This window comes from Pseudomonas campi, from assembly GCF_013200955.2.
Classification (GTDB): domain Bacteria; phylum Pseudomonadota; class Gammaproteobacteria; order Pseudomonadales; family Pseudomonadaceae; genus Aquipseudomonas; species Aquipseudomonas campi.
This window is the reverse complement of record NZ_CP053697.2, coordinates 1198870-1223528: the sequence shown is the minus strand read 5'-3', so window position 1 is coordinate 1223528 and position 24659 is coordinate 1198870. Positions and strand designations below refer to the sequence as shown.

Here is a 24659-nt window from a genome sequence, read left to right as displayed (position 1 = left end):
TCAGTCAGCCTTCTTCAGATCGACCACGATGGCGGTGGCAGCAAGCCAGGCAGCCATCAGGGTGATGAAATAGAGCAGGTCGCGCAGGTCGATCACGCCCTTGCTGATCGCGTCGAAACGGGTCAGGAAGCTCAGCGAAGCCACGGCATCCAGCAGCCACTGCGGCGCCCAGCCGGTGAAGGCATCCAGCACCATGGGGAAACCGCTGACGATGAACAGGAAGCAGGCGCTGACCGCGAGGATGAAGGCGATCACCTGGTTCTTGGCCAGGGCCGACATGCACGAGCCGATGGCCAGGTAGGAACCGGCCAGCAGCCAGCTGCCCAGGTAGGCGGTGATGATCGCGCCGTTGTCCGGCTCGCCCAGGTAGTTGACCGTGATGATCATCGGGAAAGTCAGCAGCAGGGCGATGCCGGCGAACACCCAGGCGGCGAGGAACTTGCCGGTAACCGCGTCGAAACGGGTGATCGGCAGGGTCATCAGCAGCTCGATGGAGCCGGACTTGCGCTCCTCGGCCCACAGGCGCATGGCCAGGGCCGGTACCAGGAACAGGTAGAGCCAGGGGTGGAAGCTGAAGAAAGCCTTGAGATCGGCCTGGCCGCCCTCGTAGAAACCACCCATATAGAAGGTGAAGACCCCGGACAACACCAGAAAGATCAGGATAAACACGTACGCAAGAGGGGTCGCGAAGTAGCTGGCCAGCTCGCGTTTGAAGACTACCGGTAGCTGTTTCATGCCGCTTCTCCGCGCGTCAGGGTACGGAACACTTCATCGAGGCGACCGCGCTCCACGTCCAGTTCCTCGACCAGCCAGCCGCGCTGGTGAATCAGCGCGTTGACCTGCGGGAAGATCACCTGGCCCGGCTGGGCCAGCACGGTAAGGCTGCGCTCCAGACGGTTTTCCTCGACCCCGGCCACGCCCGGCAGGGCCGCCAGCGCGGCCTGGTCCAGCTCGCTGCTGCTGACCAGGGTGACGGCCTGGTGGTAGCGCGAGCGGCTTTCCAGCTCCAGCGGCGTGCCATCGGCAACCAGCTTGCCGGAGGCGATTACCACGGCGCGGGTACACACGGCGCTGACTTCTTCGAGGATATGGGTGGAGATGATGACGATTTTGTCGTGAGCCAGGCTCTGGATCAGCCCGCGCACCTGGTGTTTCTGATTGGGGTCGAGGCCGTCGGTGGGCTCGTCGAGAATCAGCACCTTGGGATCATGCAGGATCGCCTGGGCCAGGCCGACGCGGCGCTTGAAGCCCTTGGACAGGGTGTCGATGGACTGGCCGAGGACCTTGTCCAGCTCCACCTGGCCAACCGCGCGACTAACCCGCTCGCGCTTCTCGGCGCCACGGAAACCACGTACTTCGGCGATGAATTCGAGGAAGCCACGCACCGTCATGTCGCCATAGCAAGGCGCGCCTTCCGGCAGGTAGCCGATCTGCTGCTGGGCCTTGAGGGTCTGGCGCTGGATGTCGTAACCAAGGACGCTCGCCGTGCCGGAAGTCGGCGCAAGAAACCCGGTCAACATCTTCATGGTGGTGGATTTACCGGCACCGTTAGGGCCGAGAAAGCCCAGCACTTCCCCCTGCTGGACATTGAACGAGAGGTTATCGACGGCCGTATGCCCGGCAAAACGCTTAGTTAGATTTTTTATCTCGATCATGGTCTCTCACCATTTTCGGTAAGGGCCCAGCCGTACTCACCACGGGGCCCATGAGGACCCATCTCGACACCCGGATAACCCAGCGGAGACAGGCTGCCAAAATGCCGCCGGACTATATGAAGCCATCGGCGCTATTGCAAGACAGCCCGCTAAAGAGAAAGTTGCGCAGAGTGTTTCTACACGTAAACGCCCCAGAACCTGCCTACGATCTTCTGAGCTAGAGCCAGGTAAGGCGCAACGACTATCGGCAGTAACAGCCGTAGGCTGGCCCGCTGGGCAAGTGCCAGCGAGTCAATTGGGCAAGGGCGCGGAGTTTACAAGCCGTAAATGCGCAGTACTCGCTTCACTCGCCCTTCGGGCCGCGCTCAAGCGCGTTAGCCGCAAGCGGCTTGCCGAGCCCGATTGACCAGCCTACGGCTGTTACTGCGTGGCAACGCAGCATGGCCGACGATCGAGAGATCGTAGGCAGGTTCTAAAATCAGGGGCTGACCTGATAGCCCCGCCCCTGCAGGCAGCTGCTGTAGGCCGCCGAGTCGACCTCGGCGGGGCTGTTGCGGTCGTCCCGGCGATCCTGGCGCGCGCGCGAGCCGCCGACCACCATGCCCGCCGCCGCGGTTTCCTTGGCCCGATCCTGGCGAATCTCGTCCTGCACATCATCATCGACCCGGTCGTAATCGTTGCCGCGCACCTCCGACCCCACCGCCCCCGCAGCGGCCCCCACCGCGGCACCACGCAGGCGCTGGCCGGACGGCCCGCTTGAGCTGCTCGAGGTGGTGGCCGAACTGCGGCAGGCGTCAATATCCGCCTGAACCTGCTGGGAACTCTGGCCGTTCAGGGGTACTACCGTTTCGGCCTGGACCTGGGCAGCCCCTGCCGCCGCGGCAAGGCCCAGACAAAGCAATGAAAACCTGTTCATAGCAACCTCCTCGGATAACATCTGCGATGCGACAGTGATCCGCCCCACTCACCCCGTTCAGCGGCAGACCGGACAAGGATTGGCGGGGCGCAAACCTCAGACCTGAAGCATAGCCGCCAATCGGCCCGCAGCCGGACCGAATACCGGCCATTGGGCAGCGAACGCCAGCGCCGATGGCTTTTGCCGCCGCGCGGCGAATCCGGCAAACTAACGCCCCCGAGCAAATGCTCGCTTGATTGCCCGCAGAGTCCGTATGACCCGCTCGCCCTTTCGCCGTCTCGTTTTTGGTGCCCTGCGCCGCGTGCTGTACCTCTGGGTGCGCTCGGAAACCATCAACCAGTCCGCCTTTACCCTCAAACTCGACCGCAGCAAGCCGGTGTTTTACGTGCTGCAGCAGCCTTCGGCGAGCGACCTGGCGGTGGTCGACACGGAATGCAGCAAGGCCGGCCTGCCGCGCCCGGTGCTGCCGGTGGCGATTGGCGAGCAGATCGAACCCGCCGCCTTCTTCTACCTGACCCCCGAGCCGGGCTGGTTTGGCGGGCATGACAAGCGCGGCGCCCCGCCGGCGCTGGTGCGCACCCTCGCCGCCCTCGACCGCAATGCGGTGGACGACGCGCAGATCATCCCGGTCAGCGTGTTCTGGGGCCAGTCGCCGGATCGCGAGACCAGCCCGTGGAAACTGCTGTTCGCCGACAGCTGGGCGGTTACCGGGCGCCTGCGCAAGCTGGTCAGCATCCTGATCCTCGGCCGCAAGACCCGCGTGCAGTTCTCCGCGCCGATCCACCTGCGCGAGCTGCTGGCACAGGACAAGGGCCTGCAGCGCACCCAGCGCATGGCCCAGCGCATCCTGCGCGTGCACTTCCGCAACCAGAAAGCGGCGGTGATCGGCCCCGACGTGTCGCACCGGCGCAACCTGGTCAAGGGCCTGATCCACGGCCCACAGGTACGCCAGGCGATCCTCGACGAAGTCGAACGCGAGAAGATCAGCGTGGAGAAGGCCGAGAGCCAGGCCCTGCGCTACGGCAACGAGATCGCCTCGGACTACACCTACACCGCCATCCGCTTCCTCGAACTGGTGCTGAGCTGGTTCTGGAACAAGCTGTATGAAGGCATCCAGGTCAACCATATCGACGCCGTGCGTGAAGTCGCCCACGGCCACGAGGTGATCTATGTGCCCTGCCACCGCAGCCACATCGACTACCTGCTGCTGTCCTACCTGCTGTTCCGCAACGGCCTGACTCCGCCGCATATCGCCGCCGGGATCAACCTCAATATGCCGGTGATCGGCGGCCTGCTACGCCGCGGTGGCGCCTTCTTCATGCGCCGCACCTTCAAGGGCAACCCGCTGTACACCGCGGTGTTCAACGAATACCTGCACACCCTGTTCAGCCGCGGCTTCCCGGTGGAGTACTTCGTCGAGGGCGGGCGCTCGCGTACCGGGCGCATGCTGCAGCCCAAAACCGGCATGCTGGCCATCACCCTGCGCAGCTTCCTGCGCTCCAGTCGCCTGCCGGTGGTGTTCGTGCCGGTCTATATCGGCTACGAACGTGTGCTGGAAGGCCGTACCTACCTCGGCGAATTGCGCGGTGCGGCGAAGAAGAAAGAGTCGATCTTCGACATCTTCAAAGTCATCAGCGCCATCCGCAAACAGCGCTTCGGCAGCGTCTGGGTCAACTTCGGCGAGCCGATCAAACTGGCCGAGTTCCTCGATGCCGAGCAGCCAGACTGGCGCAGCCAGGACTACGGCACGCAGTTCCGCCCGGACTGGCTGAACGCCGCCACCAACCGCCTCGGCGAGCGCGTGGCGCAGCACCTCAACGAGGCGGCGGCGGTCAATCCGGTCAACCTGGTCGGCCTGGCCCTGCTCTCCACCAGCAAGCTGGCGCTGGACGAGAAGAGCCTGGTGCGGGTGCTCGACCTGTATCTGGCGCTGCTGCGCCAGGTGCCCTACTCGCCCCACGCGACCCTGCCAGAAGGCGATGGCGCCGCGCTGATACGCTACGTGCAGAGCATGGACCTGCTGGCCGAGCAGAAGGATGCGCTGGGCAAGATCTTCTATCTGGACGAGCACAACGCCGTCCTGATGACCTACTACCGCAACAACGTGCTGCACATCTTCGCCCTGCCGGCGCTGCTGGCGAGCTTCTTCCAGAGCAGCTCGCGGATGAGCCGCGAACAGATCCTGCGCTACACCACGGCGCTGTATCCGTACCTGCAGTCCGAGCTGTTCATCCGCTGGTCCCGCGAGGAGCTGGAAGACGTGGTCGACCAGTGGCTGGCTGCCTTCGTCGAACAGGGCCTGCTGCGCCAGGAAGACGATGTGTACATCCGCCCGGCACCGAGCTCGCGTCAGTTCGTCCTGCTCACCCTGCTGGCTCGCGCCATCGTGCAGACCCTGCAGCGCTTCTACATGGCCACCGCCCTGCTGAGCAACGCCGGGCAGAACGTGCTGTCGGCTGAGGAGCTGGAGAACCTCTGCGTGGTCATGGCCCAGCGCCTGTCGATCCTTCATGGCCTGAATGCTCCGGAGTTCTTCGACAAGAGCCTGTTCCGCCACTTTATCCAGACCCTGCTCGACGAGGGCGTACTGCGCCAGGACAGCGCCGGCAAGCTCAGCCACCATCCGCAGCTGGACGGACTGGCCGAAGGCGCGGCCAAGCGCGTGCTACCGGCGGAGATTCGCCTGTCGATCCGCCAGGTCGCGCTGGAACGCGGCGAGGACGCCGAACAGCAGGCCTGATCTGGCAAACCGACCAACGTAGCCGCTGAGCATTTGACGCCTCGGTCGCGAGACCTAGACTCACACTTCAGTCGCAGGGACGCCGGAGGTGGGTATGGATCTCGTTCGAGAGCACATCATTCATTCGCGTGGAGGCCGGCTCGGCACTGGTGCTTCCAGCAAGGACGATGCCAGCCGAATCGCCGCACAGGCCTTCAAGACCACAGCCCCTGGCGGCATCGCCCTGCACTTTCACGGTGGTCTGGTATCCAGCAGCTCGGCGCAGGGCATCGCGGCCCGCCTCACCGAGCACTACCAGAGCGCCGGCGCCTATCCGCTGTTCTTCGTCTGGGAAAGCGGCCTCCTCGAAGCCATTCGCAACAACCTCAAAGACATCTTGCAGGACAAGGTCTTCCACGAGTTGCTCAAGAAGGCCTCGGAATGGGTGCTGAAGAAAGGTACCGGCACAATCGTCACCCGCGGCAGCGGCCAGACGGTTGAGGTCGACCGCCTGCGCCGGGACTTCGACCTCTGGCTGTCCGGACAAGCCGCCGAGCCCCCTATCCGCGAAACGGCTCCGCCGGCCGCGCAGACCTTTAAGAACCTGCAGACGGACGAGGAAGAGCTCGCCAACGAGATCGCCGCGGAGATCGAACTGGATCCGGTCTTCGAACAGACCATCGCTGGCCTGGCGGTTGCCAGCCAACGCGTCGCCAGCGTCACGACCAGGGGCGCGGGTATAGAACCCCTGCCGGTACAAGTACTGATCGACGCGGGTGCCCTGGAGCAGATGCTGCCGCACCAGCCGGCCACGACCAAAGGCGGCATCCCCTGGCTCTCGGTAGCACGCTTCGTGGCCAAGGTGGTTATCGCAACCCTGCAGCGCTACCTGAACAAACGGGATCACGGCGCCTACACCACCATAGTCGAGGAAGTCTTGCGCGCGGCCTACCTCGACAAGGTGGGCCAGGTCATCTGGAACCAGATGAAGAAGGATGCCGGCGCGGACGCCTTCGGCGCCGCCGATGCCGTGGGCGACGTCGTCCTGCAGGCCTGGAAGCGCTGCCTGGACGAAGGCACCAGTGCGCCGCGCATCACCCTGATCGGCCACAGCACCGGGGCCATCTACATCAACGCCTGGTTGCGCCGCTCGGCGCAACTCACACCCGGGCTGAAATACGACCTCGTGCTGCTCGCACCGGCCTGCCGCACCGAGGAATACGTCGCCATGCTCAGCCAATGCGGCGCGCAGATTGGCCAGGTCCGGATGTTCGCCATGCAGGACGCGGTCGAGCAACAGGATCGGCTGGTTCCCATCCTCTATCCGCGCTCGCTGCTGTACTTCGTATCCGGCGTCGTGGAGGGCGAGGTCGACATACCCCTGCTCGGCATGCAGCGCTTCCTCGCCGACCCCGCGACCTTCGACCAGGGCTACATGAACCAGCTCCGCCAGCATCTGGATCAGGGCGACCGCGCCGTCTGGTCGATCGCCGACCTTGGCCCCGGCAAGCACAGCGCCTCCGTTGCCCACGGCGATTTCGACAACGACGCCGCCACGCTCGACAGTCTCGCGCACATCCTTAGCAACGGCTTCAACTGATGGCCATGTCCGACCATGCCATCCTCACCGCCATCTCCTGGTACCCGGCGGGCGGCTTCACGGAACTGCAGGGGCCGTTGAACGATCTGCAACTGGTCGAGAAGTGGCTGACCGACCCGGCGCTCGGGGCCGTCCCCCCAGAAAACATCGAGAAGATCCACACCCCGTTGGCCAAGCCGACGGAGCTCGACGTCGACGATGCGCCCCCCGCCGCCGACGCCTTCGACCGGCACTTCAAGAAACTGCTGGCCAAGCGTATGGCGCTAGGGCCCGAGAGGGTAAGCGGGCGGCTCTACCTGTATTTCTCCGGTCACGGCTTCTGCAACAAGAGCCAGGACAAAGATGCCGAGGCGGCGCTCTACTGCGCCAACGCGACGCGGATCATGTACGAGCACATCTTCGGCACCCACTACGCCCGCATCGCCAAGAGCTGGGCGCTGTTCGCGGAAGTGGTGCTGATCATGGACTGCTGCCGGGATGCCGAGATCGCCCGCACGCCCATCCCCCGCCCCTACCGTGACACACCGTACGACGAGCTGGCCCACAACGTGCCGCTGCTGGCCATCTACGCAGTACCCAAGGGCGGCAAGGCCCAGGAGCGGTCCATTGCCGAGCGCGGCGACAAGGTGCACGGGCTACTGACCCATGCCCTGTTCAAGCTCCTCGACGAACTGCCCGCCTCCAGCGCCCTGGGCATCTCGGCGACCGAACTACGCCGCCACCTGCTGGAAAGCTGGAATTCGATTTGCGGCGAGGACTCGGCGCCGCGCCCGGAAATCTACCTACCCGCCAGCGGGGAAATCCACTTCCCCACCCGCAACCAAGGCAGCCCGTTCAGCTTCGCCTGGGATGCACAGCAGCTCCCGGGCGAAACGCTGCAGATCATCGACTCCTCGCTACGACCGATAGCCCAGTTCCAGCTCGCCGGAAACGGCGCCCATCGAGTCGAGCCGCTGTCGCCCGTGATTGCCCACGAGTTCAAGCCCGGGCACCTGGCGTTACGCATGAAGCCGGGCCTGTATGAGTACCGCTTGGCGCCGCAAGGGCAACAGCTGGGGTTCAAGGTCGACGGAGGCAGCCAGCATGTCGACCTCTGAGCGCCAGGTGGTGGTGCAAACGGACAACCCCCAGGCGGAACTACTGCTGATCGACAGCGACTTCCGGGTAGTTGCACGCGGCACCTCCCCACTGCGCGCAAGCATTGCCATTGGCCTGTATGCCGCCAAGGCGAAAGTCGGCGACGAGGAGTCGGAATTGCTCTTCCGCCTCGCCGAAGGGACGCAGGAAATGTCGGTGACGGTCGCCGCACCACACTTCGAGAGCCCGATTCCCCTGGCCATGACATCCACCACCCATGAGTACCACACGGCGGCCGCCCAACGCTTCCTGACCCCCGGCAACGCCACTCTGAATCTGGGTGGCGACAGCGAGATCATGATCTGCATCCGCGACCCCTGGCGCTACAACTTCAGGGTCGACGGCGACGTCGAACGAGATGCCTACCAGAGGAGCTTCAGCGGCTTCCGCCTGCTCGACATCGAGCGCTCCGTGGTGCTGGATCTGGATCATTCGGCAGAACACAACGTCGCCGACGGTTACGCCGCCGTGACTGTCGGGCTGCCCGCCGGCGCTTACCTGCTGGCGTACGAACGCGGCGCCCAGGCATTCCGCCTTTCCCTACCCGCGGTCAGCGACTGGACACTGCAGTGCTACATCAACCTGGTGGCAGACGGCCGGGGCGCTGCACTGGTACCCGATCTGCTGGACGCAGCCATGCTCTACGGCCGCATGGACGAAGGCTTCGATCCCTGGTGCGAAGACCTGGCCGCCACCGAAACCATACGCAAGGGCATGCTCGATGGCAGAACACATGTGGACACGCCAGGCATGCGCAAGATGCTCGGCGACCAGCTCCGCAGCCCGATGCTCGGGCTCTATGCGGCCCATCTGCTGCTGGCCGGGGATCCGCCGGACTACCAACTGATCCGCGCCCTGCTCGGCAAACTGCAGGATCTGCTCGGCCAGAGCCATCCGGACGTGATAGCCCTGGCCTGCGAACTCCACAGGCGCCAATCGGCGGCAGCAAACCCGACACGCCCTGCCGACCTGGCAGGAGAGCTGCAATTGCTGAACGGCCCACCGCTACTGGCCAGAAGCTGGGATCTGTTGCTCGCCGCCGCCGCGGCAGTGCCCTCGGCGGCCAGCGAGCAACATCCTGTGTTTCGCGTGGCAAACCACTCGATCGGCCGGGGCATCTACCTCAATTGGCTAGAGCATGCCGGAGCTGCCTCCCCTGCCCCGCCCAGTGCGCCACCCACCCCGCCAGACCTGTTCGATATCACCTTGCAGGATCGGCTAACCAACACGACCTTGGGCGGCGCCCTGCTGACGAACCTGACCGCCAGCTTGCTGAAAACCACCGGCCATGCCGTGTCCACGGCCTTGGGCTGGGCCAGGAAACTGCGCCTCGGCAGCGGCCAAGCAGCGCCCCCCGAACTGGCCCGGATCGACACCCATGAGGACGCGGCCAGGGCCCTGACCGCCCTGGCCGGCGACTACGAATGGAAGCAGATCATTCCCGCCATCCGCCGCAACTCCGAGTGGATCAAGCACTTCGGCGGACTGCAGGGGGAGCTGATCCTGATGCTGCGCGACATCGCCGAGGACGACACGGCCATTGCCGCCATCGATGCAGCCTTCGTCCAGCGCCTGCTAGAAAGCCAGCGCGTACCGCTCGCCACACTGGCCGAAGCAATCGCCACTATCGAGCTGGGCGGCTGGGTGGCATCCGGTCGATTCAAGAGCGACCTCAAGCAGGCCGGGCGTGAACTGCTGCAAGAACGGATTCACTAGGGTCTACTCCCGTTTCGTTCGCAATCCGCGTTGCTGCGCAAAAACACGCACGGCTAGGTGTGGGACGCCGGTCCCTTGGCAAATCCCGCAACGACGCATGGCGCGATTTTGCGCGATCCACATGGATGTGGCGAATGCAGCAAGCCCGCCGGGAGCGGGCGATGCCTAGCTCTGCGCAAGAACGGGCGCCGTCGCGGCCGTGCACAAAACGGCAACAGACCCTAGGAATTTGGCTCGCTCACCGAGCTCCGTTAAGCTCGCTCCACTCCCACCGCATTAAGGAAGTCCCCATGCTCCGCCTCACCACCCTGGCCACCGGCCTGCTGCTGTCTGCCAATGCCCTGGCCCTGTCGTTGGCCGATCTGACCCAGAGCGACGCCAGTAGCGGCCTCAAGGATGCCCTGAGCCAGGGTGCGCAGATCGCCGTCAAACAACTGGGCAAGCCCGGTGGATTCAGCAACAACGAGGACGTGCGCATCGAACTGCCCGGCAAGCTGGGTAAAGCCGCGCAGACCATGAAGATGATGGGCATGGGCGCCCAGGTCGATGAACTGGAAGCGAGCATGAACAAGGCGGCTGAAGCGGCCGTACCGCAAGCCCAGGCGATTCTGCTGGACGCCGTGAAGAAGATGACCGTGACCGATGCCAAAGGCATCCTCGCCGGCGGCGACGACTCGGCAACCCAGTACCTGAACAAGAGCAGCCGCGCAGAGATCCGCGCCAAGTTCCTGCCCATCGTCAAGCAGGCCACCGACAAGGTGGGCGTGGCCAAGCAGTACAACGCCTTCGCCGGTCAGGCTGCGGCCTTTGGCGTGGTCGATGCAAAGAGCGCTAACGTGGAAAACTACGTCACCGAGCAGGCGCTGGACGGCCTGTTCAAGATGATTGCCGAGCAGGAAGCCAGCCTGCGCGAAAACCCGGCGGGCGCTGCCACCAGCCTGGCGAAGAAGGTGTTTGGCGCGCTCTGATCGTCTAATACCCCAACAAAAAGCCCGGCAATTAGCCGGGCTTTTTGTCTGCGCGGCGCTAATTACGCCTCGACTTCCTTGACCTTGAACCAGGCCGCATACAGCGCCGGCAGGAACAGCAGGGTCAGTGCCGTGGCGACGATCAGGCCGCCCATGATGGCCACCGCCATCGGCCCGAAGAACACGCTGCGCGACAGCGGGATCATCGCCAGCACCGCCGCCAGGGCGGTCAGCACGATCGGCCGGAAGCGCCGCACCGTGGCCTCGATGATGGCGTGCCAGCGGTCCTGGCCGGCGGCGATGTCCTGCTCGATCTGGTCGATAAGGATCACCGAGTTACGCATGATCATCCCCGACAGAGCGATGGTACCGAGCATAGCGACGAAGCCGAACGGCTGCTGGAACACCAGCAGGAACAGGGTCACGCCGATCAGCCCCAGCGGGGCGGTGAGGAACACCATCACCGAGCGCGAGATGCTCTTCAGTTGCAGCACCAGCAGGGTCATCACCACCAGGATGAACAGCGGGATCCCGGCATTCACCGACTGCTGGCCGCGGGCCGAGTCCTCGACGGTGCCGCCGACTTCCAGCAGGTAGCCATTGGGCAGCTCATCGCGGATCGGCTGCAGGGTCGGCATGATCTGTTTGACCAGACCGGCCGGCTGTTCACCGCCATAGATATCACCGAGCACGGTGACGGTCGGCAGGCGGTCACGGTGCCAGATCACGCCTTCCTCGAAACCGTATTCCAGGGTGGCAATCTGCGACAGCGCCACGCTCTTGCCATTGCTGATCGGCACCGCCAGGCTCGGTAGCAGTTCCAGCTCCTGGCGTTCACGCACGGTGCCACGCAGGAGGATCTCGATCAGCTCGTTACCCTCACGAAACTGGCTGACGCTGGAGCCGGACAGCGAACTCTGCAGGAAGCGCGAGACATCGGCGGTGCTCACACCGAGGGCACGGGCACGCTCCTGGTCGATGTTGAGGTAGACCACCTTGCTCGGTTCTTCCCAGTTCAGGTGCACGTTGGACACATGGCTGTTCTCGCGCACCTTGTCGGCGACCTGGCGGGCTATCGCCCGTACCTCGTCGATATGCTCGCCGGAGATGCGGAACTGGATCGGGAAGCCTACCGGTGGGCCGTTCTCCAGGCGCGAGACACGGCTGCGCACAGTGGGGAAGTCTTCGTTCATCACCTCGATCAACCAGGTGCGCAGTGCTTCGCGGTCCTCGATCGACTTGGCCAGCACCACCACTTGGGCGAAACGGGTCGCCGGCAGTTGCTGGTCCAGCGGCAGGTAGAAGCGCGGCGAACCAGTGCCCACGTAGGCCACGTAGTTGTCGACGCCCTCGCGCCCCTTGAGCATGGCCTCCAGGCGCTTGACCTGTTCCTCGGTGGCCTTGAGCGACGAGCCCTCGGTGAGTTTCAGGTCGACCATTAGTTCAAGACGCCCGGATGCCGGGAAGAACTGCTGCGGAATGAAGCGGAACAGCAGCACCGAGGCAACGAACAGGCCGATGGTCACCAGGATCACCGTGCGCCGGCGGCGCACGCACCACTCCACCACTTCGCGCACCGTCTGGTAGAAGGTGGTCGAGTAGGGATCATGGCCGCCGGCGCTGCCGCCATGCTTCTTCGCATGCAGCTTGGCCAGGTCCGGCAGCAGCCGGTCGCCCAGGTACGGCACGAACACCACGGCGGCGATCCAGGACACGATCAGGGCGATGGCCACCACCTGGAAGATCGAGCGGGTGTACTCGCCGGTGCCGGATTGCGCGGTGGCAATCGGCAGGAAGCCGGCGGCGGTGATCAGGGTGCCGGTGAGCATCGGGAATGCCGTGCTGGTCCAGGCGAAACTGGCCGCCTTGAGCCGGTCGTAACCCTGCTCCATCTTGATCGCCATCATCTCCACGGCAATGATCGCGTCATCCACCAGCAGGCCGAGGGCCAGCACCAGGGCGCCGAGAGAGATCTTGTGCAGGCCGATATTGAAGTAGTACATGGTGGCGAAGGTCATCGCCAGCACCAGCGGGATCGACAGCGCGACCACCAGGCCGGTACGCAGGCCAAGGGAGAAGAAGCTCACCAGCAACACGATGACCAGCGCTTCGGCCAGCACCTGGACGAACTCGCCAACCCCGGTTTTTACCGCCGCCGGCTGATCGGAGACCTTGCTCAGTTCCATGCCGACCGGCAGGGTCTGCTGCAGGCGGGCGAATTCCTGTTCGAGGGCTTCGCCGAGCACCAGGATGTCGCCGCCAGCCTTCATCGACACAGCCAGGCCAATGGCATTCTGATCCATGAAGCGCATGCGTGGCGCGGGTGGGTCATTGAAACCGCGAAACACCTCGGCCACGTCGCCGATGCGGAAGGTGCGGTCGCCAATGCGCATGGGGAAGTTGCGGATCTCGTCGACCGTCTCGAAGCTGCCGGAAACCCGCAGTTGAATACGGTCAGTACTGGCCTCGAAGAAACCCGAAGAAGCTACCGCGTTCTGCTCTTCCAGCGCCTGCTGTACGGCCGCCAGGGGCAGGCCGAGGGTGGCCAGCTTGACGTTGGACAGCTCGATCCAGATCTTCTCGTCCTGCAGGCCGAGTAGCTCGACCTTGCCCACGTCCTTGACCCGCTGCAGCTGTAGCTGCAGGCGGTCGGCATAGTCCTTGAGCACGGCGTAGTCGAAGCCTTCGCCGGTCAGCGCATAGATGTTGCCGAAGGTGGTGCCGAACTCATCGTTGAAGAACGGCCCGCGGATATCCGCTGGCAAGGTGTAGCGGATATCGCCAACCTTCTTGCGGATCTGGTACCAGAGTTCGGGAATATTCTTCGACACCAGATTGTCGCGAGCCATGAAGGTCACCACCGACTCGCCGGGACGCGAGTAGGACATGACCATCTGGTAATCGCCGGTCTCCATGACCTTCTTTTCGATGCGTTCGGTGATCTGCCGCGAGACCTGCTCGGCGGTAGCGCCCGGCCAGTCGGTGCGAATGACCATGGCCTTGAAGGTAAAGGGCGGGTCTTCACTCTGTCCCAGCTTGGTATAGGACAGCGCGCCGACCACGGCGATCACCAGCATCAGATAGAGCACCACGGCGCGGTTGCGCAGCGCCCATTCGGAGAGGTTGAAGGACATGCGCTTACTCCCCGGCGATCAGCTTGACGGTGCGATTGTCGCGATCCACCGGCTTGATCTTCTGCCCGTCACGCAGCATCTGCACACCGGCGGCAACCACCCAGTCGCCCTCCTTCAGGCCTTCCAGCACCGATACGCGCTCCTGACCATAGCGGCCGATGCGTACCAGGGTACGGACCACCTTGGATTCCTTGGGATCGACCACCCAGACAAAGGGCACGTCCTTTTCCGCGCTGAGCGCCGACATCGGCACCGACAGCGGCACCTCGCCCTCGGCCTTGATCGCCACGCGGGCACTCTGCCCCAGCTCGGCTTTCATCGCCCCGCCGGCAAAGGCCACACGGGCGGCGAAGGTGCGCGACTGCGCGTCGGCGGCCGGCGACAACTCGCGGATGCGTCCGGGGAAACGCTTGCCCGGCTGCGACCACAGCTCGACGCTGACGTCCTGGCCAATGCGGAAACGCTCGAAGGCATGTTCTGGGACGCTGATCAGCACTTCGCGCTCACCATCGGCCGCCAAGGTAAATACCGTCTGCCCAGCCGAGACCACCTGACCGACCTCGGCCAGACGACGGGCAATCACGCCGTCCTGGGAAGCGCGCAGCACCGAATAGCCGGCCTGGTTGTTGGCCACGTTGAACTCGGCCTTGATCTGTTTGACCCGCGCTTCACCGGCGCGGTACTGGTTTTCCACATTGTCGTACTGCGACTGACTGATCAGCTGGCGGGCCAACAGGGTCTGGTAGCGATCACGCTCGGTGCGCACCAGCTTGAGGTTGGCTTCCGCCGCCGCGACCTGGGCACGGGCGGCCTCCAGTTGCAGTTTGACGTCCTCGGGGTCCAGTTCGGCCAGCGGCTGATCCTTCTTCACCCGCGCCCCGGCATCCACCAGGCGCTTGCTGATCTTGCCACCGATGCGGAAGGCCAGCTCAGGTTCGAAGCGCGCGCGCACCTCGCCTGGGTAGGTTTCCATGGCGTCGCCCGCAGGCTGCGGCTGCACCACCATGGCCGGACGTACCGGCGCTTCAACGGTTTCGCCGTTGCCGCAGGCAACCAGCAGGGTGATCAGGCTCAGGGGCACAGCGACGGACAAGGCATGGCGAAACATGATGAGTGACCTTTCGCAAAGAAATGCTTGGAATACTTATACTGAGCGGTATAGTAAAAATAGCAAACTCACCAGTCCAGTATTAAAACGCGAAATGTCCAACAAACTGTTACCGCCCTCCGGTGGCCCCGGACGGCCCAAGGACCCTGCCAAGCGGCTGGCCATTCTCGAGGCCGCCAAGCGTCTGTTCATGCGCAACGGTTATGAAGGTAGCAGCATGGATGCCATCGCCGCCGAGGCCGGCGTGTCCAAGCTCACGGTGTACAGCCATTTCACCGACAAGGAGACACTGTTCGCCTGCGCGGTGGAGTCCAAGTGCGAGGAGCAACTGCCCACCCCCTATTTCGAGCTGCACAGCGACACCGCCATCGACACGGTGCTGCTGGCCATCGGCCGCGGCTTCAACAGCCTGATCAACAGTGAAGAGTCGGTCGCGATGATGCGCCTGGTGATGACCCAGGCCGGGCAGAACCCGCAGATGGCCCAGCTGTTCTACGACGCCGGCCCGCAGCGCATGCTGCTGGCCATGGAGCATCTGCTGGAACAGGCCAACGCCAACGGCCAATTGCGCGTGGAGCATCCGCAGCGTGCCGCGGAGCACTTCTTCAGCCTGATCAAGGGCGGTTGCAACTTCCGCCGCCTGATCGGCTGCTGCGAGCCACCCAGCGGCCTGGCGGCCGACGAGCATGTGCAGGAAGTGGTGAAGCTGTTTTTGCGCGCCTATCGCCCCTGAGAACCCGTCTCGGATCTCTTGATCGTCGGCCATGCTGCGTTGAAATTGGGCTCGGGCTGCTCATTTACACCTCGTAAACTCCGCGTCCTCGCCCAATTGATTCGCTGGCGCTCATCCTTCGGGTCAGCCTACGGCTGTTACTCCCGCTGGTCGTTGCGCCTTGCCTGGCTCTAGCTCAAAAGATCCGAAACAGGTTCTGATCGCAGATAACACACGGGAGAGGGCAGCCACTCAGGGCTTTAGCGCCTTCTTCGGGTAGATGTCGTAGCGGCTGGACTTGCCTTCCAGCGCATAGCTCGGCTTGCCGCCTTCGATGATCGGCGCCTTGCGCGGGCGCTTGACCACCACCCGGTGACTGGCCAGGGCCAGCGCGGCCTCGAGCAGTGCCGGGGCATCCATGTCATCGCCGACCAGCGGGCGGAACAGGCGCATCTCCTTCTTCACCAGCGCGCTCTTGTCGCGATGGGGAAACATCGGGTCGAGGTAGATCACCTGCGGCGGCTCGCCCTGCCACTGGCTCATCAGCTCGATAGCGTTGCCACAGAGCAGACGCATCTGCCTGGCAATCGGCGCCACTTCGGCATCCTGCAGGGCGCGTTCCAGGCCATCCTCGAGCAATGCGGCGATGATCGGCTGACGCTCGATCAGGGTCATCTGGCAACCCAGGCTGGCCAGCACGAAAGCATCACGCCCCAGCCCCGCCGTGGCATCCAGCACCACTGGGCGCACCCCGGACTGCACGCCGACCGCCTTGGCAATCATCTGCCCGCTGCCGCCGCCGAACAGACGCCGGTGCGCCACCGCGCCCTCGACGAAATCCACCCGCACCGGCCCCGGCGCCTGCGGCCCCAGCTCGGCCAGCTGCAAACCCTCGGCGCCCAGTTGCAGGGCAAAATTCGCCGCGCCATCCAGGGGCAAGCCCAGACGCTGCGCCCACTGCGAGGCGCCTGGCGCATGGCCTGGAGCCAGGGCTTCGACGCGAATTCTGGCTATATGCCGCTCGTCACTCATCAGGAAATATGCTCAAAAAATGTTCAATCGAACCGATTTTCGGCCGATACAGGCATAACGCCCTATTTTGCCAGACGCGGTAGCTAGCAGCCGCATCGAGTTGATCATGTTTGACGCCCTTTCCGCTCCGCACAGTGCCGCCGCCCGCCCTTCGCGCAGTAGCGACCTGGAAGACAACCTCGACGCGGGCCTGCGCGACTCGCTGGACTATCAGATCCTGCGCCGCACGTTAATGCCTAAGGACGAAGTGCCCGCCCCCGAAGCCGCCGCAGCCGAAATCAACGAGGCACGCCGCCCGGACAGCACTACCAGCAGCGCCATGGCTGACGCCAGCGCCCAGGCTGCCAGCTTCCAGCAGGTGCTGGAGCAGCGCGAACTGGAACTCAACGTCAGCGCCAACCCGCAGCCGCAGCAAACCGATCCACTGGTGCTCGACCTGGCCAGCAACGGCTTCACCACCCGCGGCCTGCAAGACCCGGTGCGCTTCGACCTGGATGCCGACGGGCGCATCGACCGCATCAGTGCGCCCAGCGGTGACGACGCTCTGCTCGCCCTGGACCGCAATGGCAATGGCCGCATCGATGACGGCCGCGAACTGTTCGGCGACCAGAACGGCGCCGCCAACGGCTTTGCCGAACTGGGTAAATACGATGACAACCGCGATGGCCGCATCGACGCCCAGGATGCCATCTTCGAGCGCCTCAGCCTGCTGCGCTTCGACGCCCAAGGCCGCCAGCAGCAGATGAACCTGAGCGAGGCTGGAGTCAGCGCCATCCAGTTGCAGGCGCGCGACGTCAAACAGGCCCTAGGCCAATACGACACCATCGCCCAACTCGGCAGTTTCGACTTTACCGATGGCCGCCGTGGCCAGGCTGCCGACCTGCTCCTCGCCCAGCGTTGAAGCCAAGCTTCTGAGAGCTAGAGCGGTAACCCCCCTTGCGTCGGTACCACTGGCCTGCGGGGCTCCAGGTGCGCGCGGCGCACTCTACGAGGCCGCAAATAGACGTTTAGAGCAACCCCAGTTGCAACTCCCGCTCCTGCAGCTCGGGAAACGCCAGTGCCGGCAGCCCCGGCAAGCGCTCGCGCAGTTGCTGGTGAAAACGCAGCGCCAGATGCGGCGCCCGCAGGTTGTCCGGGGTATGCAGGAATACGTAAGGCTTTAGCCCCTGCTCGATCCAGCCCGCCACCTTGTCCAGCCAGGGCGCCATGAACACATCGTTCGCCGCCAGCTCGGGATGGCCGATAAAGCGCAGTTGCGGGTGCAGGGTGAATGCCGTCGGCCGTGGCGGCAAACGCGGCTTCTTTGCCTGTGCATGCAGCACCGCCGGATCACTGGACTGACAGCTGAACAGCGCCCGCGAATCCAGACAGATGCGCTCCACCTGCAGCTCCCGCAGCAGCCGGTTGAGCGCCCGCTCCTCCTCGCCCTTGGCGAAGAACGCCGGATGGCGCACTTCCACCGCCAGGCTGCGTCCCAACTCTGCGACGAAATACTGCAACTCGCCCAGGCGCGACGGGCCGAAGCTGGCCGGCAACTGCAGCCAGAGCGGCGAGCAGCGCTCGCCCAGTGGCGCGAGCAGACGCAGGAAGTCCTCGGCGGCGACCAGTTGCTCGCGCAGATCGGCGGTGTGGCTGATAGTGCGCGGCAGCTTGGCGCAGAAGCGGAAACCCGCCGGCATCAGCTGCGCCCAGCGCGCCACGGCCTGCGCCGAAGGCCGAGCGTAGAAGGTGGTGTTGCCTTCCACAGCATTGAACAGGCGGGCATACAGCGGCAGGAAGTCGGTACTGCGGGCGTTATCGGGATAGAGGGAATCGCGCCAGGCTGGCTCGCTCCAAGACGGGCAGCCGAGAAAGTAAGGCAGCACGCGGTCAGGCGTACAGGTCGAGGCCGAGGACTTCCGTCGCGTCGCTCTCGCTGGTGAAGCTGGCCGTACTGCCATAGGCAGCCAGCGCCTGGTTGGCCTTGGCGTTCAGCGGGCGCTGCTGACTCAGCACGTCCTGGCTGCGTGCCGGCAGGCTGTCGCTGCTGGCAGTGCTCGGCTGCACCCGACGCGGCTGTGGCGTCTGCTCGAAGCCCTGACTACTGGTCGGACTGGGGGTAACCGGTTGTTCACGACGATCCTCGATCTCGCGCTGACTTTCGCGCAAGGGCGTGACCGCACTGCCCGGACGGGGCGTGCGATCCAGCGAATAAGAGGAAATGAAGCCATCGATACGCATCGGTTACTGCTCGGTGTACGTGCTGGCAATTTAGCGGTGCCGCAGGCCCTTGGCAATTCTACGCTCAGCGGACGGACAGAAGGTCAAGAACCTGTTCAATGTCTCGCGAGCTAGAGCCAGGCAAGGCGAAATCGGGCGAAGAAGCGCAGTTTACGAGTTGTAAATGAGCATTCTGAGCCCGATTTCAACGCAGCATGGCCGACGCGCAGCAGACTTTGAACAGGTTCTAAGGCGCCGCCTTGGGCGTGGCGACTTTATCGCGCAGATAGACCGGTTGCGCCTGGTCCGCCGGCAAACCTTCGCCACGGGCCCAGGCGAAGCGGGCCAGCTGCAGCAGATCTTCGGCGTGCGGCAGCATGCCGCCATCCTGGCCAGCGGGTTGCACGGCGATACGCGCGCCGTAAGTGCCCCAACCGGTGCCCGCACCGAACCATTCACCCGCAGCGCCACGCGGCAGGCTGGCCTGCTCCGGTGGCAGCACCGCCTCGACACCCTGCAGGCGCATCTCGCCCTGCTCGGCACGGTAGCAACCCCAGTACACCTCATCCATACGCGCATCGATGGCCGCCGCGACCTGCTGCGCGCCGTGCTCGCGCAACGCGCGCTGGGCCAGCACCGCCAGGTTGGACACCGGCAACACCGGGCGATCCAGGGCGAAAGCCAGGCCCTGGACCACGCCGATGGCGATGCGGATACCGGTGAATGCCCCCGGACCACGACCAAAGGCAATCGCATCCAGTGCCGAGAGTTCGACACCCGCCTCGCCCAGCAGGGTCTGGATCATTGGCAGCAGGCGCTGGGCGTGCAGGCGCGGGATCACCTCGTAGTGACTGAGCACCTTGCCGTCATGCAGCAGGGCAACGGAACAGGCTTCGGTGGCGGTATCCAGGGCCAGCAAGGTGGTCATCGGGCAATCCGGTCAGGTCAGGCAGAAAAGTCGCGCAGTATAAACGCCAACGGCCCGCATGCGCGGGCCGTTGAACTACTAGCCAATGATCGAGCGAGCTAGAGCCAGGCTAGGCGGGAAACGACCGACGGGAGTAACAGCCAAAGGCTGGCCCGAAGGGCGAGCGCCAGTGAGTCAAGGGCCGAGGGCGCGGAGTTTACATGCAGTAAATGAGCACCCGAGGCCCTTTTCCAACGACGCATGGCCGACGCGCAGCCGATCAGCTGAGAGCAGCCAGCACCTTGCCGGTGATCTCGTCCACCGAGCCAACGCCAGCGATGGCGCTATACTTCGGCGTGCCTTCGGCAGCCGAGAGCTTCTGGTAGAAGTCCACCAGTGGCTTGGTCTGCGAGTGGTAGACGGACAGGCGATGACGCACGGTTTCTTCGGTATCGTCCTTGCGCTGTACCAGCTCGTCGCCGCTGACATCGTCCTTGCCTGCCACTTTCGGCGGGTTGTAGACCACGTGGTAGACGCGGCCGCTGGCCTCGTGCACACGACGACCGGCGATGCGCTGAACGATTTCTTCGTCGTCGACGGCGATTTCGACCACGTTGTCGATGATCACGCCGGCTTCCTTCAGGGCTTCAGCCTGCGGAATGGTGCGCGGGAAGCCGTCGAACAGGAAACCTTTGGCGCAGTCGGCCTGGGCAATGCGTTCCTTGACTAGGTTGATGATCAGGTCATCGGAGACCAGACCGCCGCTTTCCATGATGCTCTTGGCCTTCAGGCCCAGCTCGGTACCGGCCTTGACCGCTGCACGCAGCATGTCGCCAGTGGAAATCTGCGGAATACCGAACTTTTGGGTAATGAAACCAGCTTGGGTACCTTTGCCGGCACCGGGCGCCCCCAACAGAATCACGCGCATCGATGTGCTCCTCAAGAAATGACTAGAAATCGTCGGATTCGCCTCGTGGGGCCAATCTCACTATTCGGGTTTCGGCGTCACTGAGCGGCCAAAAGGTTGACCAAGATACACAGCAGCCCCCTGCCACACAAGCCACCAAAAGTCGCAGGCCGGCAGGGGTCAGCCGGTATTGCGCAGCCCGGCGGCGATCCCCGCCACCGTCACCAGCAGGGCCTGCTCCAGGGGGCCTTCCACCGGGCTCTGACGCTGCCTGGAACGGGCCAGGAGCTCGGCCTGGAGCAGGTGCAACGGGTCCAGGTAGATGTTGCGCACCGTGATTGCCTCGCGGGTCTCGGGACTATGGGCGAGCAGCTCCGACTGCCCGGTCAGGCCGAGAACGATGGCACACGACTGCGACAATAGGTCGCGTAATTGCGCGCCTAGCGGTTGCAGCTCAGGACTGACCAGACGCTGGTCATAGAGCGCGGCGATGCTGCCATCGGCCTTGGCCAGGACCATTTCGAGCATATCGATGCGCGTGCGGAAGAACGGCCACTGCTCGCGCATCTGCGCCAGCAGGGCCTGTTCGCCACGCTGCAGGGCGCTGCCCAGGGCCGTTTCCCAGCCCAACCAGGCCGGCAACATCAGGCGGGTCTGGGTCCAGGCAAAGATCCACGGGATCGCCCGCAGGCTTTCCACCCCGCCGGCACGCCGCTTGGCCGGGCGACTGCCCAGCGGCAGGCGGCCCAGCTCCTGTTCCGGGGTGGCCTGGCTGAAGTATTCGACAAACTGCGGATGCTCGCGCACCACCGCGCGGTAGGCCGCCACGCCATCGGCGGCCAGCCGGTCCATGGCCGCACGCCAGGCCGGTTCAGGCGCCGGCGGTGGCTGCAGGGTGGCTTCCAGCACCGCTGCCAGGTACAGATTGAGGTTCTGCTCGGCCAGGTCGGGTAGGCCGAACTTGAAGCGGATCATCTCGCCCTGCTCGGTGGTGCGGAAACGCCCGGCTACCGAGCCCGGCGGCTGCGAGAGGATCGCCGCATGGGCCGGGCCGCCGCCACGGCCGACCGTGCCACCGCGGCCATGGAACAGCAACAGCTCGACCTCGTGTTCGCGACAGACCTCGACCAGGGTTTCCTGGGCACGATACTGGGCCCAGGCCGCTGCGGTGGTGCCGGCGTCCTTGGCCGAGTCGGAATAGCCGATCATCACTTCCTGCGGGCCGTGCAGGCGCGCGCGGTAGCCATGCAGGCCGAGCAGACGGTCGATCGCCGGGCCGGCGTTATCCAGGTCGGCGAGGGTCTCGAACAGCGGCACCACGCGGATCGGCCGTTGCAACCCGGCTTCCTTGAGCAGCAGTTGCACCGCCAGCACGTCGGAAGGCGCGCCGGCCATGGAGATTACATAGGAGCCCAGAGAGGCGGCAGGCGCGGCAGCGGCCACCCGGCAGGTGGCCAGCACTTCGGCAGTGTCTGCCGAGGGCCGGTGCTGCGGCGGCAACAGCGGCCGACGATTGTCCAGCTCACGCAACAGAAAACCGATACGCGCGTCCTCGTCCCACTCGGCATAGCGACCAAGACCCAGATAGTCGGTGATCTCACTCAGGGCGGCGGCATGCCGCGCGGCATCCTGGCGCAGATCCAGACGTACCAGGAACAGGCCGAAGGTCGCGGCGCGGCGCAGGCAGTCGAGCAGCGCGCCTTCGGCGATCACGCCCATGCCGCAGGCGTGCAGCGAGTGGTAGCAGAGTTCCAGCGGCTCGAGCAGCTCGCGGTTGTCGTGCAGCACCTCGGGGCCGGGGGCGACTTCAGCGGCCAGCGCCGCCTCGCTCCAGGCTCGGGTGGCGCGCAGGCGCTCGCGCAACTGTTTGAGCAGCGCCCGGTATGGCTCGGGCTGCGCGCCGACCACTCGCAGCAGTTCAGCGCTGGCCTGCTGCATGGACAACTCGGCGGCCAACTGGTCGATATCACGCAAATACAGGTCGGCCGCCATCCAGCGCGCCAGCAACAGCACCTCGCGCGAAACCTGGGCAGTGACATTGGGGTTGCCGTCGCGGTCGCCGCCCATCCACGAGGCGAAGCGGATCGGCGCCGCCTCAAGGGGCAGGCGCAGGCCGGTGGCGGCCTGCAGGGCCTGGTCGGTACGGCGCAGGAAGTTCGGTACGGCCTGCCACAGCGAATGCTCGATGACCGCGAAGCCCCACTTGGCCTCATCCACCGGACTGGGGCGAGTGCGACGGATCTCCTCGGTATGCCAGGCCTCGGCAATCAGGCGGCGCAAGCGCAGTTGCACCTGGGCGCGCTCGGCGGCGAGCAGATCCGTGTGATCCAGCGCCGCGAGCTGAGCAGCAATCGCATCGTATTTCTGGATCAGGGTGCGCCGCGCCACCTCGGTGGGATGAGCGGTGAGCACCAGCTCGATATCCAGCCGGCCGATCTGCCGGGCCAACTGCTCGGACTTGTGACCGGCGCCCTGCAGGCGCTGCAACAGCTCATCCAGCACGCGATTCTCGAATGGTTCCGGCTCGCTCGGGCCACGCCGACGAATACGGTGGTACTGCTCGGCGATATTGGCCAGGTTGAGAAACTGGTTGAAGGCCCGCGCCACCGGCAGCAGCTCGTCGTCGCTGAGGCCATCGAGGGTCGCTCGCAGTTGCTGCTCGCCGGCTGCCGAGCCTTTGCGCGCCGCTTTGGCCCCCTGGCGGATCAGCTCGACCTTGTCGACAAAGGCCGCGCCGCGCTGATTGCCGATGGTGTCACCGAGCAGATCACCCAGCAGATGAACCTCTTCACGCAGGCGCGCATCGATTTTCGCCATGACCGGGGTCTCCTCTGCAGTGGTGGGCCCAGCTTGCCCAGCGCGACGATTTCTGACAAGGGCGCGACGAATGGCCTTGCAACGCCGGGACGCGAGCTAGGCTGAGAGTAGCGGGCGTCAAAAGCGTCCGTCGTCCGCCTTGTAGTGGTTGCGGACTGACTCAGCCCACCATGAATGGGCACTTAGAGGTATTTATGAAGATCCGCGAGCTTGTCCGCCATTGGGAACAGAACGCCAAGGGTCGCCTGACCCCCAGCCATTATCAGATCCACCTGGACCTGGAGTCCGCCGCCCGTCTGGCTGCGCTCTCCGAGATGTACCCGAAACGCAGCAGCGAGGAGCTACTCGGCGAGTTGATTGGCGCCGCCCTGGAAGAGCTGGAAGCCAGCCTGCCGTATGTGAAAGGCAGCAAGGTGGTAGCCACCGACGAACAGGGCGACCCGCTGTATGAGGACATCGGCCCGACGCCGCGCTTTCTCGCCCTGTCGCGTCGTTACCTGCAGACACTCAGTGCCAAGCAGGCCGGCGCCAAGCACTGAGCGCGCCTGGCTCGCGGGGTGCGCCGTGCGCACCAGCGGAAATTTACGGGATTGAGGGGCGCGCGGCGCACCCTAGGGGCGATTCGCGGCTGTTTTAAGGCCAATCGCGCAGGCCGGAACAGCCTGACAGGCACAGCCCGCGCGGCCCGTTGCCAACTGCCGGCCGTCTTACTCGGCGACTGGAGCCTGCGGAGTCTCCTGGCCCATGCAGCGCACGGCCTGCTTCTTGTCATCCACCAGCACGCCGGTCAGACCCTTCTGCTGGGTATCAAACAGCACCAGCACGCCGTCGATGCACTGCGCGACCTGGTTGGCCGGCTTCACCGGGAGCTTGTACTGATCGCCGGGGACGGTCTTGAGCATGGTGAATTCGGCCAGCAGGAGGGCATCTTCCTCCTTGGCAAAATGCAGGTAACCGTACAGCCAGAGCACGCCGATGGTGCCGATGATGCTGGCGATGCCGGTCAGAATCAGAGGGATGGCGTTGCGTTCTTCACTCATGACGTTGTTCACCGTTAGAACTGACTAAATAGGATGTGGCTGCCTGGAGCCAATGGCGGCGCAGCCTGATACAGGCTTAGGCGATTGGCAAG

Annotated in this window: 20 protein-coding genes; 8 read left to right on the top strand and 12 right to left on the bottom strand. The window is 64.7% G+C overall.

Annotated elements, in window-relative coordinates; all coding sequences use genetic code 11:
* The 3 genes from HNE05_RS05530 to HNE05_RS05520 form a co-directional block, all read right to left on the bottom strand.
* Positions 1 to 735 carry an ABC transporter permease gene (locus HNE05_RS05530; protein WP_173204137.1) on the bottom strand — a complete coding sequence of 245 codons (735 nt, stop codon included), beginning with the start codon at positions 733 to 735 and terminating at the stop codon, positions 1 to 3.
* Positions 732 to 1655, bottom strand: coding sequence for an ABC transporter ATP-binding protein (locus HNE05_RS05525; RefSeq protein ID WP_173204135.1), 924 nt, complete (start codon positions 1653 to 1655; stop codon positions 732 to 734). Before HNE05_RS05525 ends, HNE05_RS05530 begins: the two co-directional genes overlap by 4 nt.
* 478 nt (positions 1656 to 2133) lie before the next feature.
* Positions 2134 to 2571 (bottom strand): hypothetical protein, encoded by a 438-nt coding sequence (locus HNE05_RS05520; protein WP_173204133.1) that lies wholly within the window; start codon positions 2569 to 2571, stop codon positions 2134 to 2136.
* A 253-nt stretch (positions 2572 to 2824) separates the two neighbouring features.
* Between HNE05_RS05520 and plsB the strand changes: the two genes are divergently transcribed.
* From plsB to HNE05_RS05495, 5 genes are all read left to right on the top strand, one after another.
* Positions 2825 to 5311, top strand: a complete 2487-nt coding sequence (gene plsB, locus HNE05_RS05515; RefSeq protein ID WP_173204131.1) for a glycerol-3-phosphate 1-O-acyltransferase PlsB — start codon at positions 2825 to 2827, stop codon at positions 5309 to 5311.
* Between the two features lie 94 nt (positions 5312 to 5405).
* The gene (locus HNE05_RS05510) at positions 5406 to 6890 is read left to right on the top strand and encodes a hypothetical protein (protein ID WP_173204129.1); all 1485 of its coding nucleotides are present in this window, start codon (positions 5406 to 5408) and stop codon (positions 6888 to 6890) included.
* A complete protein-coding gene (locus HNE05_RS05505; protein ID WP_173204127.1) occupies positions 6890 to 7987 on the top strand; it encodes a caspase family protein in 1098 nt (365 codons plus the stop codon). Before HNE05_RS05510 ends, HNE05_RS05505 begins: the two co-directional genes overlap by 1 nt.
* Positions 7974 to 9743 carry a hypothetical protein gene (locus HNE05_RS05500; protein WP_173204125.1) on the top strand — a complete coding sequence of 590 codons (1770 nt, stop codon included), beginning with the start codon at positions 7974 to 7976 and terminating at the stop codon, positions 9741 to 9743. The genes HNE05_RS05505 and HNE05_RS05500 overlap by 14 nt, the downstream gene beginning before the upstream one ends.
* Before the next feature lie 290 nt (positions 9744 to 10033).
* Positions 10034 to 10711, top strand: coding sequence for a DUF4197 domain-containing protein (locus HNE05_RS05495; protein ID WP_173204123.1), 678 nt, complete (start codon positions 10034 to 10036; stop codon positions 10709 to 10711).
* A 62-nt stretch (positions 10712 to 10773) separates the two neighbouring features.
* Here the strand turns inward: HNE05_RS05495 and HNE05_RS05490 are convergent, their stop codons facing one another.
* Both HNE05_RS05490 and HNE05_RS05485 read right to left on the bottom strand, forming a co-directional pair.
* Positions 10774 to 13845 (bottom strand): efflux RND transporter permease subunit, encoded by a 3072-nt coding sequence (locus HNE05_RS05490; protein ID WP_173204121.1) that lies wholly within the window; start codon positions 13843 to 13845, stop codon positions 10774 to 10776.
* Positions 13846 to 13849: 4 nt separating this feature from the next.
* Positions 13850 to 14953, bottom strand: a complete 1104-nt coding sequence (locus tag HNE05_RS05485) for an efflux RND transporter periplasmic adaptor subunit (RefSeq protein WP_173204119.1) — start codon at positions 14951 to 14953, stop codon at positions 13850 to 13852.
* A 94-nt stretch (positions 14954 to 15047) separates the two neighbouring features.
* Here HNE05_RS05485 and HNE05_RS05480 point away from each other — a divergent pair, with 94 nt between their 5' ends.
* A complete protein-coding gene (locus tag HNE05_RS05480; RefSeq protein ID WP_173204117.1) occupies positions 15048 to 15686 on the top strand; it encodes a TetR/AcrR family transcriptional regulator in 639 nt (212 codons plus the stop codon).
* A 231-nt stretch (positions 15687 to 15917) separates the two neighbouring features.
* On the opposite strand, the gene HNE05_RS05475 is transcribed toward HNE05_RS05480, so the two are convergent.
* On the bottom strand, positions 15918 to 16697 hold the full coding sequence (locus tag HNE05_RS05475) for a class I SAM-dependent methyltransferase (RefSeq protein WP_173204115.1): 780 nt from the start codon (positions 16695 to 16697) through the stop codon (positions 15918 to 15920).
* A 106-nt stretch (positions 16698 to 16803) separates the two neighbouring features.
* Between HNE05_RS05475 and HNE05_RS05470 the strand changes: the two genes are divergently transcribed.
* The gene (locus tag HNE05_RS05470; RefSeq protein ID WP_173204114.1) at positions 16804 to 17598 is read left to right on the top strand and encodes a hypothetical protein; all 795 of its coding nucleotides are present in this window, start codon (positions 16804 to 16806) and stop codon (positions 17596 to 17598) included.
* 106 nt (positions 17599 to 17704) lie between these two features.
* Here HNE05_RS05470 and HNE05_RS05465 read toward each other — a convergent pair whose 3' ends face one another.
* The 5 genes from HNE05_RS05465 to ppc form a co-directional block, all read right to left on the bottom strand.
* Positions 17705 to 18562 carry a DUF72 domain-containing protein gene (locus HNE05_RS05465; protein ID WP_240008819.1) on the bottom strand — a complete coding sequence of 286 codons (858 nt, stop codon included), beginning with the start codon at positions 18560 to 18562 and terminating at the stop codon, positions 17705 to 17707.
* 4 nt (positions 18563 to 18566) lie between these two features.
* Positions 18567 to 18917, bottom strand: a complete 351-nt coding sequence (locus HNE05_RS05460) for a hypothetical protein (protein ID WP_173204112.1) — start codon at positions 18915 to 18917, stop codon at positions 18567 to 18569.
* Between the two features lie 226 nt (positions 18918 to 19143).
* Complete coding sequence (tsaB, locus tag HNE05_RS05455) at positions 19144 to 19824, bottom strand: tRNA (adenosine(37)-N6)-threonylcarbamoyltransferase complex dimerization subunit type 1 TsaB (RefSeq protein ID WP_173204111.1); 681 nt, start codon at positions 19822 to 19824, stop codon at positions 19144 to 19146.
* A 259-nt stretch (positions 19825 to 20083) separates the two neighbouring features.
* Positions 20084 to 20731 carry an adenylate kinase gene (gene adk, locus HNE05_RS05450; RefSeq protein ID WP_173204110.1) on the bottom strand — a complete coding sequence of 216 codons (648 nt, stop codon included), beginning with the start codon at positions 20729 to 20731 and terminating at the stop codon, positions 20084 to 20086.
* A gap of 159 nt (positions 20732 to 20890) precedes the next feature.
* Positions 20891 to 23527 carry a phosphoenolpyruvate carboxylase gene (gene ppc, locus HNE05_RS05445; RefSeq protein WP_173204109.1) on the bottom strand — a complete coding sequence of 879 codons (2637 nt, stop codon included), beginning with the start codon at positions 23525 to 23527 and terminating at the stop codon, positions 20891 to 20893.
* A gap of 194 nt (positions 23528 to 23721) precedes the next feature.
* On the opposite strand from ppc, the gene HNE05_RS05440 reads away from it, so the two are divergent.
* Positions 23722 to 24066 (top strand): pilin assembly protein, encoded by a 345-nt coding sequence (locus HNE05_RS05440; RefSeq protein WP_173204108.1) that lies wholly within the window; start codon positions 23722 to 23724, stop codon positions 24064 to 24066.
* Between the two features lie 168 nt (positions 24067 to 24234).
* On the opposite strand, the gene HNE05_RS05435 is transcribed toward HNE05_RS05440, so the two are convergent.
* Positions 24235 to 24567, bottom strand: a complete 333-nt coding sequence (locus HNE05_RS05435; RefSeq protein ID WP_173204107.1) for a PA3694 family proteiin — start codon at positions 24565 to 24567, stop codon at positions 24235 to 24237.
* Positions 24568 to 24659 lie beyond the last annotated feature (92 nt).

Bases quoted from the DNA above. Each gene is read 5' to 3' on its own strand.
- HNE05_RS05530 (WP_173204137.1), bottom strand. From the start codon at position 735: ATGAAACAGCTACCGGTAGTCTTCAAACGCGAGCTGGCCAGCTACTTC.
- HNE05_RS05525 (WP_173204135.1), bottom strand. From the start codon at position 1,655: ATGATCGAGATAAAAAATCTAACTAAGCGTTTTGCCGGGCATACGGCC.
- HNE05_RS05520 (WP_173204133.1), bottom strand. From the start codon at position 2,571: ATGAACAGGTTTTCATTGCTTTGTCTGGGCCTTGCCGCGGCGGCAGGG.
- plsB (WP_173204131.1), top strand. From the start codon at position 2,825: ATGACCCGCTCGCCCTTTCGCCGTCTCGTTTTTGGTGCCCTGCGCCGC.
- HNE05_RS05510 (WP_173204129.1), top strand. From the start codon at position 5,406: ATGGATCTCGTTCGAGAGCACATCATTCATTCGCGTGGAGGCCGGCTC.
- HNE05_RS05505 (WP_173204127.1), top strand. From the start codon at position 6,890: ATGGCCATGTCCGACCATGCCATCCTCACCGCCATCTCCTGGTACCCG.
- HNE05_RS05500 (WP_173204125.1), top strand. From the start codon at position 7,974: ATGTCGACCTCTGAGCGCCAGGTGGTGGTGCAAACGGACAACCCCCAG.
- HNE05_RS05495 (WP_173204123.1), top strand. From the start codon at position 10,034: ATGCTCCGCCTCACCACCCTGGCCACCGGCCTGCTGCTGTCTGCCAAT.
- HNE05_RS05490 (WP_173204121.1), bottom strand. From the start codon at position 13,845: ATGTCCTTCAACCTCTCCGAATGGGCGCTGCGCAACCGCGCCGTGGTG.
- HNE05_RS05485 (WP_173204119.1), bottom strand. From the start codon at position 14,953: ATGTTTCGCCATGCCTTGTCCGTCGCTGTGCCCCTGAGCCTGATCACC.
- HNE05_RS05480 (WP_173204117.1), top strand. From the start codon at position 15,048: ATGTCCAACAAACTGTTACCGCCCTCCGGTGGCCCCGGACGGCCCAAG.
- HNE05_RS05475 (WP_173204115.1), bottom strand. From the start codon at position 16,697: ATGAGTGACGAGCGGCATATAGCCAGAATTCGCGTCGAAGCCCTGGCT.
- HNE05_RS05470 (WP_173204114.1), top strand. From the start codon at position 16,804: ATGTTTGACGCCCTTTCCGCTCCGCACAGTGCCGCCGCCCGCCCTTCG.
- HNE05_RS05460 (WP_173204112.1), bottom strand. From the start codon at position 18,917: ATGCGTATCGATGGCTTCATTTCCTCTTATTCGCTGGATCGCACGCCC.
- tsaB (WP_173204111.1), bottom strand. From the start codon at position 19,824: ATGACCACCTTGCTGGCCCTGGATACCGCCACCGAAGCCTGTTCCGTT.
- adk (WP_173204110.1), bottom strand. From the start codon at position 20,731: ATGCGCGTGATTCTGTTGGGGGCGCCCGGTGCCGGCAAAGGTACCCAA.
- ppc (WP_173204109.1), bottom strand. From the start codon at position 23,527: ATGGCGAAAATCGATGCGCGCCTGCGTGAAGAGGTTCATCTGCTGGGT.
- HNE05_RS05440 (WP_173204108.1), top strand. From the start codon at position 23,722: ATGAAGATCCGCGAGCTTGTCCGCCATTGGGAACAGAACGCCAAGGGT.
- HNE05_RS05435 (WP_173204107.1), bottom strand. From the start codon at position 24,567: ATGAGTGAAGAACGCAACGCCATCCCTCTGATTCTGACCGGCATCGCC.